The organism is Pseudomonas morbosilactucae (genome assembly GCF_023241715.1).
In the GTDB taxonomy this organism is placed as follows: domain Bacteria; phylum Pseudomonadota; class Gammaproteobacteria; order Pseudomonadales; family Pseudomonadaceae; genus Aquipseudomonas; species Aquipseudomonas morbosilactucae.
The window spans coordinates 68,628-77,824 of the sequence record NZ_JALQCW010000042.1; the positions used below are offsets into that span (position 1 = coordinate 68,628).

The 9,197-nt window shown below is 64.6% G+C and carries 10 protein-coding genes; 6 read left to right on the plus strand and 4 right to left on the minus strand.

The window, feature by feature from the left end:
* Positions 1-22 precede the first annotated feature (22 nt).
* Both M1B34_RS17685 and M1B34_RS17690 read right to left on the minus strand, forming a co-directional pair.
* Positions 23-1,120, minus strand: coding sequence for a carboxynorspermidine decarboxylase (locus tag M1B34_RS17685; protein WP_268265803.1), 1,098 nt, complete (start codon positions 1,118-1,120; stop codon positions 23-25).
* Positions 1,121-1,392: 272 nt separating this feature from the next.
* The gene (locus M1B34_RS17690) at positions 1,393-1,968 is read right to left on the minus strand and encodes a TetR/AcrR family transcriptional regulator (protein ID WP_123333913.1); all 576 of its coding nucleotides are present in this window, start codon (positions 1,966-1,968) and stop codon (positions 1,393-1,395) included.
* A 126-nt stretch (positions 1,969-2,094) separates the two neighbouring features.
* Here M1B34_RS17690 and M1B34_RS17695 point away from each other — a divergent pair, with 126 nt between their 5' ends.
* From M1B34_RS17695 to M1B34_RS17705, 3 genes are all read left to right on the plus strand, one after another.
* Complete coding sequence (locus tag M1B34_RS17695) at positions 2,095-2,934, plus strand: alpha/beta fold hydrolase (RefSeq protein WP_123333911.1); 840 nt, start codon at positions 2,095-2,097, stop codon at positions 2,932-2,934.
* A gap of 96 nt (positions 2,935-3,030) precedes the next feature.
* Positions 3,031-3,225 (plus strand): hypothetical protein, encoded by a 195-nt coding sequence (locus tag M1B34_RS17700; protein WP_268265804.1) that lies wholly within the window; start codon positions 3,031-3,033, stop codon positions 3,223-3,225.
* Positions 3,226-3,342: 117 nt separating this feature from the next.
* The gene (locus M1B34_RS17705; protein WP_268265805.1) at positions 3,343-4,230 is read left to right on the plus strand and encodes a serine hydrolase domain-containing protein; all 888 of its coding nucleotides are present in this window, start codon (positions 3,343-3,345) and stop codon (positions 4,228-4,230) included.
* Positions 4,231-4,307: 77 nt separating this feature from the next.
* Here the strand turns inward: M1B34_RS17705 and M1B34_RS17710 are convergent, their stop codons facing one another.
* Positions 4,308-6,023: an amidase gene (locus M1B34_RS17710; RefSeq protein WP_268265806.1), complete on the minus strand. Its 1,716-nt coding sequence runs from the start codon at positions 6,021-6,023 to the stop codon at positions 4,308-4,310.
* A 411-nt stretch (positions 6,024-6,434) separates the two neighbouring features.
* On the opposite strand from M1B34_RS17710, the gene M1B34_RS17715 reads away from it, so the two are divergent.
* From M1B34_RS17715 to M1B34_RS17725, 3 genes are all read left to right on the plus strand, one after another.
* Positions 6,435-6,938: a GNAT family N-acetyltransferase gene (locus tag M1B34_RS17715; RefSeq protein ID WP_268265807.1), complete on the plus strand. Its 504-nt coding sequence runs from the start codon at positions 6,435-6,437 to the stop codon at positions 6,936-6,938.
* A 109-nt stretch (positions 6,939-7,047) separates the two neighbouring features.
* Positions 7,048-7,431: a DUF2946 domain-containing protein gene (locus tag M1B34_RS17720; protein ID WP_268265808.1), complete on the plus strand. Its 384-nt coding sequence runs from the start codon at positions 7,048-7,050 to the stop codon at positions 7,429-7,431.
* Positions 7,432-7,687: 256 nt separating this feature from the next.
* On the plus strand, positions 7,688-8,281 hold the full coding sequence (locus M1B34_RS17725; protein ID WP_268265809.1) for a putative natural product biosynthesis protein: 594 nt from the start codon (positions 7,688-7,690) through the stop codon (positions 8,279-8,281).
* 122 nt (positions 8,282-8,403) lie between these two features.
* Here the strand turns inward: M1B34_RS17725 and M1B34_RS17730 are convergent.
* Positions 8,404-9,197: TonB-dependent receptor (locus M1B34_RS17730; protein ID WP_268265810.1), on the minus strand; the 794-nt coding region annotated here is incomplete at its 5' end.

Below are 9,197 nucleotides of genomic sequence, written 5' to 3' on the forward strand. Positions count from 1 at the left end.
TATCTCTCCTTTATCCGCCAGCTTACGAAAGGCTGGACAGGTAGTCGTCGTAACCAAATTCACGAACCACTTCGACTGTACCGTCGAGTTGTTTCACTACGATGGACGGCATTTTCAGGCCGTTGAACCAGTTTTTCTTGACCATGGTGTAACCCGCGGTGTCGATGAACGACAGCCGATCGCCGATGGCCAGCGGACGATCAAATTGGTATTCGCCGAAGATGTCCCCGGCCAGGCAGGATTTGCCGCACACCATATAGGTGTGTTCACCGTCGCTCGGCGCCAGCTTGGCGTTGAGGCGGTAGATCAGCAGGTCCAGCAGGTGAGCTTCGATGGAGCTGTCTACCACGGCGAGGTGTTTGCCGTTGTAGAGGGTGTCGAGCACGGTGACTTCCAGGGAGGCGCTGTTGGTGATCGCCGCTTCGCCGGGTTCCAGGTAGACCTGTACGCCGTACTTCTCGGAGAAGGCCTTCAAGCGCGCGCAGAAGGCGTCCACGGCATAGTCTTCACCGGTGAAGTGGATGCCGCCGCCGAGGCTGACCCACTCGACCTTGTGCAGCAGCGCGCCGAAGCGTTCTTCGATGGTGCAGAGCATTTGGTCGAACAGGCCGAAGTCACCGTTCTCGCAGTTGTTGTGGAACATGAAGCCGGAGATCTGCTCGATCACGCCTTCGATCTTCACCGGGTCCCACTCGCCCAGACGGCTGAACGGACGCGCCGGGTCGGCCAGCAGGTAGTCGGAGCTGCTCACTTGCGGGTTCACGCGCAGGCCGCGGATCTTGCCCTCGGAGCGTTCGGCGAAGCGCTGCAACTGGCCGATGGAGTTGAAGATGATCTTGTCGCAGTTATCCAGCATCTCTTCGATTTCATCGTCGGCCCAGGCCACGCTGTAGGCGTGGGCTTCACCTTCGAACTTCTGCCGGCCGAGCTTGAGCTCGTACAGCGAGGACGAGGTGGTGCCGTCCATGTATTGCTGCATCAGGTCGAACACCGACCAGGTGGCGAAGCACTTGAGTGCCAGCAGGGCCTTGGCCCCCGACTGTTCGCGCACGTAGGCGATCTTCTGCATGTTGCTCAGCAGCTTTTGTTTGTCGATGAGGTAGTACGGCGTTTTGATCATTTCGAGCCTCCGGCCAGGCTAGCCAAAAAAGGGCAGGCATTGTGCCCGCAGTTAACTCAGACCGAAAGGTCGGAAATGTATTTTCGACGAGTCACAGCCGGCGCAGGCAGGCGCCACGGGCCGTGCGCGGTCATCCGCCAGCGCGCCGAGTGGGCGTGCTGTGGCTTGCAGTGGCGAATGATGACGCAGATTTGTTGACGTTAGTCGTGCGCAACGATGGCGTGGCACAGGGTGAATGAAGGTCGCGCGCGGCCAGCGGCGTTGCGGGCAGTTCACTCCGCGGCTGGCAGGGAGGGGAGTAGGTTGCGGCGGCCGGCCTCGAGGATTTCATCGGCCAGCGGCGAGTCATCCGGGCAGGCCCGGGACAACACGATGGTGCCGATGGCGTGGGCCAGCAGGTCGATCATCGACGTGCGTGTGGCTTGCCGATCCGCGTCACTCGACGGCTTGGCCCCTTGCTCAAGCGCCTTGAGCAGGCCTTCGATGCCTTCGGCAAAGGTCGCCTTGACCTCGTCCGATTGACGCGCCGCATCACCGCTCAGGGCGGCCATGGTGCAGCCCTGGCTCCTTGCATCCCGGTGTTCCCGTGACAGGTAGAGGGTGAAGAAGGTGGCCAGGTCCATGCCCGCGCCATTGCTCAGGCTCTGGGCAAAGCCGCAGGCTGCCGCTTCGGCCATCAGGTCGGCCTTGGAGCGGAAGTGTTTGTAGAACCCGCCGTGGGTAAAGCCCGCTGCGGCCATCAGGTCTGCCACCCCCACGCCGTCATAACCCCGTTCGCGAAACAACTCGGAAGCGGTCTCGACGATGTGTGCCCGATTGGCTTGTGCCTGTGCCTTGGTGACCCTCATCCCTCGATGCCTCCTGTGGGTGAAGGCGCTGAATATACATTGATGTCGAACGTCATCAAAGCTGTTGACGGTTTAGATTATGATCGACATCATAACGGCTCGCCACTCACCCTGAGGACTTCCGCCATGAGCGATACCCATCTGAACGCACCGACCCGTTTCATCGACGTAGACGGTGAGCGTTTTGCCTACCGTCGCTGGGGCCAGCCCTCAGGCGTGCCGCTGTTCTTCGTGCAGCACTTTCGTGGTGGCCTGGACCACTGGGACCCGCTGCTGACCGACGGCCTGGCCGCCGGTCGGGAAGTCATTTTGTTCAACGGTCGCGGCGTCGCCTCGTCCACCGGCACGCCGCGCAACCGCATCGAGGACATGGCCGACGACATCGCCGCCGTGATCGAGGCGTTGGGCCTGGAACAGGTCGACTTGCTGGGTTTCTCCATAGGCGGCCTGCAGGTGCAGGAAGTGGCGCTGCGTCATCCGCAGCGGGTGCGCAAACTGCTGCTGCTCGGCACCGGCCTGCGTGGCGGTGACCCGACCATGGAGCCCAAGGTGCTGGAGGTGGCGCCGACACCGGTGCCGACCGTGGAAGATTTTCTCTACCTGTTCTTCGGCCGTTCTGAAGCGGCCAAGCAAGCGGGCCTGGCCTTCTGGCAGCGTCGCCATCAGCGCCTCGATCAGGACCCGCCCAGCTCGGCCGCCGTTGCCCAGGCCCAGGCTGAGGCCCACGGTGCCTACCTGGTGCCGCTGGCGGGGGAGAACCCTTACGCCTACCTCAAGGCGATCCAGCAACCGACCCTGGTCCTCAACGGCACCCACGACGTGATGATTGCCTCGATCAATTCCTGGCACCTGGTGCAGAACCTGCCCAACGCCCAGTTGCTGATCTACCCCGATGCCGGCCACGGCGCGCAGTACCAGTACCCCGAGCGTTTCCTCCAGCACGCGATCCAGTTCCTCGACGAGTGAGACTGGGCGCACGCGGCACAGCGCTGAGCGCGCTTGCCGTGCCTCTAGTGGTCTTGGCCATCGCAGCCCTTGAAACCTCGAGAAAGAGTAAGAACCGTGGTTGAACACGTAACGCCAGAACAGCCCCCGGCTCCGGTGCCGGAGGGCGAAGACGAAGAGCAGGCCGGGGTCTTTGAGGGACAGGGCGCGGTTGTCGATAGCCGCGACCCACAGTCCCCGGCCAGCCCGCCGTTGATTCCCGCTGCAGACCACCCCCTGATCAAGTGGCGAGGCTTGATGCTGGAACAGTAGCGCCTTGGCAATAGAGGCCCGGCAGTTGCCCCAGGCCGCAGGGAAACGCTACTTTGCACCGGCACTGGCCCCAGGGCCGGCGGCGCTTCCCCTCCCAACCAGCAGGCTCGCCCTCCCATGCTTTTTTCATCGATCGCCAACGGCCACCCTCTGACGCCCGACAACCTGGGCACCGTGCTGCCTTGGTGGAGCTTCAGCAAGACCGTGCTCGCCGCGACCGCGCTGTCGCTGGTGCGTGATGGCCGGGTCGGCCTGGACGACAGGCTGCTGGAAGGGCCGTTCACTTTGCGCCAGTTGCTGCGGCATGAAGCCGGGCTGGCGGATTACGGCGAGTTGGCCGACTACCACGCGGCGGTCGCCGCAGGTGAGGCCGCCTGGCCAGCCGATGAGATGCTGCAGCGCCTTGATGCCTCGACCTTGCGCTACCCGCCAGGGGCCGGGTGGCGCTATTCGAATGTGGGCTACCTGTTGGTCGCCCGATTGATTCAGCGGCTGACCGACCTGGGGCTTGAAGACGCGGTGAACCAGCGCGCCTTGCACCCCTTGGGTGTGTCGGCGGTTCGCCTCGCCACCCGGCAAGCTGATTTGCAAACCCTCAGCCTGGGCATCCCTGCGGGCTACGACCCGGCCTGGGTGTACCACGGCTTGCTGATCGGGCCCCTGTCCCAGGCGACCCAGTTTCTCGATCGCCTGCTGGCCGGTCATCTGTTGCCGCCGGCCTTGCTTGAGGACCTGCAGCGCGTGCGCGTCCTGGGCGGCCCCATTCCTGGCCGTCCTTGGCAGGCACCGGGTTATGGCCTGGGCGTGATGCAGGGGCCTGTCGAGGGTGGGTTGATGCTGTGCGGGCACACCGGCGGCGGGCCGGGCAGCACCTTGGCGGTTTACCGCGCCAGTGAGGGGCAGGCGTCTGCTTGTTGTGCGGTGTTCCAGGAGGGACACGATCAAGGCGCGGTAGAGGCCCAGGTGGTGCAGCAACTGATGGCGGCCTTGCGCCAAGGGGCTTAGCGCCACCAGGACCGGTGTTTGTCTGTAGGCCTTGATGAAACGGGGTGGCGGTCGTTGCGGCCACCACCCCATGGGGCTCAGGGTTGGCCGGCCGACAGGGGTGGAGTGCGAGGCGGGACCTGGCGTTTGCTGCCCAGGGACTCGAAGGCCGAAGCCAGGCGCAGCAGGCTGGAGTCGTCATAGGCGCGACCGGCGAAGGTCAACCCGACCGGCATGCCGATGTCCGGCATGACGCCCATGGGCACGGTGACCGTGGGCACGCCGAGGTGGCGGATGGCGAGGTTGCCGTTGGCCACCCAGACCCCGTTGCTCCAGGCAATGTCCGCGGACTGCGGGTCGACATCGGCGTTCGCCGGCCCGACGTCGGCGACCGTGGGGAAGATCACCGCATCCAGCCCCAGTCGATCCATCCACTGTTCCAGGTCGATGCGGCGTGTTTCTTCAAGCCCGCGCAGGCCGTCCGGCAAGGTCGGGATTTCGTTCCAGGGCGTGATGCCGCGCTCGGCCATCCGCACGTACTCGTCCATGCCCGCCGCCAGGTCGTCTTCGCGGTTGGGCAGGGTTCCCGGGTCGTGGGGGAAAATCAACGGCCCGTCGACGTCCACCAGCCGATGCAGTTTCGGGTCGCCGTTGGCCTGGAGAAAATCATCGAAGGCCCAGGCGCTCAGGTCCCACAGTTCATGGTGAAGAAACGCTTTGCTCACCAGGCCCCGGGTAAACACCGTGGGCGCCCCGGGACGATCGCCTTCGCAATTGGACACCAGCGGGAAGTCCACTTCGAGCACCTCGGCCCCCAGGCTTTCCAGGGCCTGGCGCGCCTGCTTCCACAGCTCGATCACCGACGGGCGGGTATGGATCTGCTGCCCGGTGGGGCCGCCGATGCCTGGGGATGGCGCGGTGCCGGCTTCTGGGTCGGCGTTGATGTACATGCGCGGCACGCCGAAGCGTTTGCCGGCCAGGGCGCTGCCGTTGGCGGCCAGCGCAGGGTAGGACGCAGGCCGGACCGAGGCCACGCTGGGGATCGGCACCCAAGGTTGCAACCGCCACAGGTCGCCCCGCGTGTCTGGGTCTTCCGCTACCACCACGTCCAGCACTTCCAGCAGGTCGGCCATGGTCCTGGCGTAGGGCACCACCACGTCCATGGTCGGTGTCAGCGGCCAGTTGCCGCGTACCGAAATCACCCCGCGTGAGGGCGTGTAGGCGCACAGGCCGTTGTTCGAGGCCGGCCCCCGGCCGCTCGACCAGGTTTCTTCCGCCAGGCCGAAAGCCGCGAAGCTGGCGGCGGTTGCAGTTCCGGCGCCATTGGAGGAGCCGGACGCGAAGGGCGCGGTCAGGTAGTCGGCGTTGTACGGGCTTTCCGCACGGCCGTAGACCCCCCGTTGCATGCCGCCGTTGGCCATGGGCGGCATATTGGTCTTGCCCAGGCAGATGGCTCCGGTGGCGCGCAAGCGCTCGATGGTGAACGCATCGCGACAGGCCATCAGGTCAGCGAAGGCCGGGCTGCCCGAGGCAGCGGTGAGGCCCTTGACCAGGTAGCTGTCCTTGGCCGTGTAGGGAATGCCGTCCAGCGGCCCCAGCAGTTCGCCCTTGGCGCGACGGGCATCGGATGCCTTGGCTTCGTCGAGCGCGGCGGGGTTGCGCACCACCACGGCATTCAGCGCGGTGGGCGTGTCGGCGCCGTCGTAGGCGTCGATCCTGGCGAGGTAGGCCTGCACCAGTTCCACCGCAGTGGTCTGGCCGGATTCGAGCGCGGCACGCAGCTCGGCAATGGAAAGCTCGGTGACTTCAATCATGGGGTTACCGCCGACGACTGAGGGTGAGGGAGAACAGTGGGGATCACGCTGAAGGGCATCAGGGTATTCAAAATCGTTTCTCACAGAAAACATTCGATGCAGCGCAGCCTTTCGGGGCGGGCTTTTCCCCGCGAATTTATCCTGAACGCAAGGCGTTGTATCGGACTTTATGCGGCTACGCGCGGATTCACGCCCGACCTGTTTTGCGCCGATGGGTGGATCGCCCAGCCCTGTCGGGGTCTTCCAGTGGTTGACGGGTGATGGCATTGGCGAGCGCTTTTGTAAACAATAGCGGCCCTTGCCAGGGTGCCCCCAAGGGTGGCGCCTTCGTTATTTGTTTTTGACCGAGATGCCAATGCCTTCGATCCACGATTCCTGCCAGCCTCGTTCGCTCCCGTGCGAGCAACGGCCATGAGTGAGACCACCCTTGAGCTGGTGCAGACCGGCCCGGAGCAGGCCGAACTGATCCGTAACCTCTATCAGTTTTATGCCTACGAGTCCTCGGACTGGGAGCAGGAAGACGTGGAGGTGGACGGACGTTTTTACATCCACGAGGAACACCTGGCGCGCTACTGGCAGGATCCGCAATGGAGCGCCAACCTGCTGCTGGTCAATGGCTTTATCGCCGGTTTCATGTTGATCGAGCGCAGCGAGTTGCCGGGGCTGCACGCCCTGGAACTGGCGGACTTGTTTATCTTGAAACGCTACCGTCGCCAGGGCATCGGCCGGGCCCTGGCAACCCAGGTGCTGAGCAGCGGTGACAGTGACTGGCTGGTGCGCTTCTACGATCAGGATGAAGTCTCCCAGGCGTTCTGGCGCACGGTACTGGACGGTTTGCCACGACCGGTGCAGGCCATCCAGCTGGATGACGAGCCGGAGTTGCTGAGCTTTCTGGTGACCCGGGCCGTGCATTGATGGACGGCGCGCGATGCCTGCCGACTCCTGACGCGCTGCTCTGCACCGTCCGTTTGCACGGTTCAATGGGCGCTTCAACCTGCGGCTGCCTGGGTGTAAAGTCGCCGCCATGAAACTGGCCCGCTCCGACCGCTCGCTGATTGCCTGGACCCTGTATTTTTGCGTCCTGTTCAATCTGTTCGCCTGCGGTTTGGCCCATGGCCAGATGAGTGGCCTGCAACTCAATGGCGCAGGCTCCGCCTTCTGCTCGTCCCTGGGCAACCCGGCGCCCGCGTCCAAGAGTGAGTTCAGTGACCCGTCGGCCAGCGGCTGGGCCGGTAGTTTTGCCTGCCCGATCTGCTCGGCGGTGACCCTGGGCATTGCCTTGCTGTTGGTGCTGGGCGGCTGGCTGCGGCTTGGGCCAACACGCTGGCCCACCCGTGAACGGCGCTGCAAGGCGCCCCCTCGATATTCCTGGCCTTCGGCCAATCCCCGCGCATCCCCTCTGATCTGACCTGGCTCAGCGCCTGGCCCCAATGGCCAATGCGCACGAGCGGCCCCTGGTTCGTCGTTCGCCCTCGCCGCTGATGCGCGAGCCGGCGCACGTCGTTCATGACCCGCGGTGCCCTGGCGATCCTTATTCGCCCGGCCCCGTCGGTGCTCACGGTTAACGCTGACACGCGAAGGAACAGCAGATGGCTGATGGTTTTCAAGGTTTGAACCGGCGATCGATGCCGAGGCAAACTGCGCCGCAGGGCGCGAAAGAGGGGGTGCGGGATTCAACGGGCCAAGCGGCCAGTGCTGCGCGTCGGGGGCGTCAAGCCTCGCGGGCCGGCCGGGCGGATTTCCTCCTGCCGTTTCCGGATTATCCGGGCAATGCGCGCAGCTTCGTGCACCTGGACACCCGACTGCTGCCGTACTGGCACACCTTGTTCGACGTTTGCCCCGGCTTGCTCAAACTCGACCCGCCCGATGGCCTGAATATTTTCCGCGGCTTCATGACCTGGGCCTACCGTCACCACCCGCCGTTGAACTGGACGTACTACCTGAGCCTGTGCCGCTGGTTGCTGGGTTCTGCCTACAAGACACGGATCCACCCGGAGCACATTGAGGCGTTCATGAGCGCCGCTGCGGCGCGCTGGATCACCACCGATGACAGCCAGGCCCAGGGCTTAGTGCTGGCCTGGCGAGGCCCGCCGGAGCCTGTGTTCGACTGCACGGTGTTTGACTGGAAGGTGGCGCCGCGTCTGGCTGTGGGGGCCGAGCATGAGGAGGCGTTGCCGCCCGTGCCCTGGGACTTTGCCTGGTGCCCGTTGACTGGCAAGGGCGCTGGTGGATTTCGCCGCTGGCTACCGATCCCCTGAAGGCGGGCGCAGGTTCAGGGGATGGCTGGGCGCTGACGATAGCTCGCCGTCAGCGCTTGGGGTGAAGCCGCCAGCCCCCAGAGGGAGCCTGGCGTGACCGAATGCCGGGGCCGAAGCCAGCGTCAGAAGTCCAGGGTGACGCCGGCGTACAGTGCCCGACCATCCCCGGGCGAATGCAGCGAAGCCTGGGCACCGTCCGGGTCGTACCAGACGTATTCGTAGTAGCGATTGGTCAGGTTTTTCAGCTGCACATCCACACTCAGGGACTCGCTCACCTGGTAGGCCGCACTCAGGTTCATCAGCACATAACCGCCGTAGGTGCCTTGGGTGTTTTCGCGCTCCAGGTAATAGTTCGTCTGGCCGTTCATCCAGGCCGTCAACTGCAGGGCCGGGGTGGCGTAGTAGCTGGCACCGGCGCTGTACAGGTGGTGGGGGATGTGGTCGATTTCCTGGCCCTGGCTGTTGGGCAGGGTGGCGCTGGGCTTGAGGATTTTCGAGTACTGCCAAGAGTAGGACAGCCACAGGTCCGTGCGCTCGGTGGGGTGCAGGTTCATCTGCAGGTCGTAACCCCAGCGCCGAGTTTCACCGACGTTGTCCGATTCGCCGCTGGGGTCATTGAGCCGCCGGCTGACTTCGCCGCTGGCCTCCTGGCGCCAATAGGCGACGCGCCCATCGACCCAGTCGGCCGGGGTGAACTTGACCCCGGTTTCCCAGCCTTCGTTGATGGACGGCGCCAGGTCCGTGTCCCGCGGCGGGATCTTGTAGGCCGCCGCCCCGGTGCCGACCTGAAAGGTGCGCCCCCAGTTGGCGTACAGGCTCGCCACGTCCCAGGGTGAGTAGACCACGCTGAGCTTGGGTTGCTTGATCAGCCCGTAGTCGTTGATGTCGTAGTCCAGGCCGGTCATTTCATTGGTGA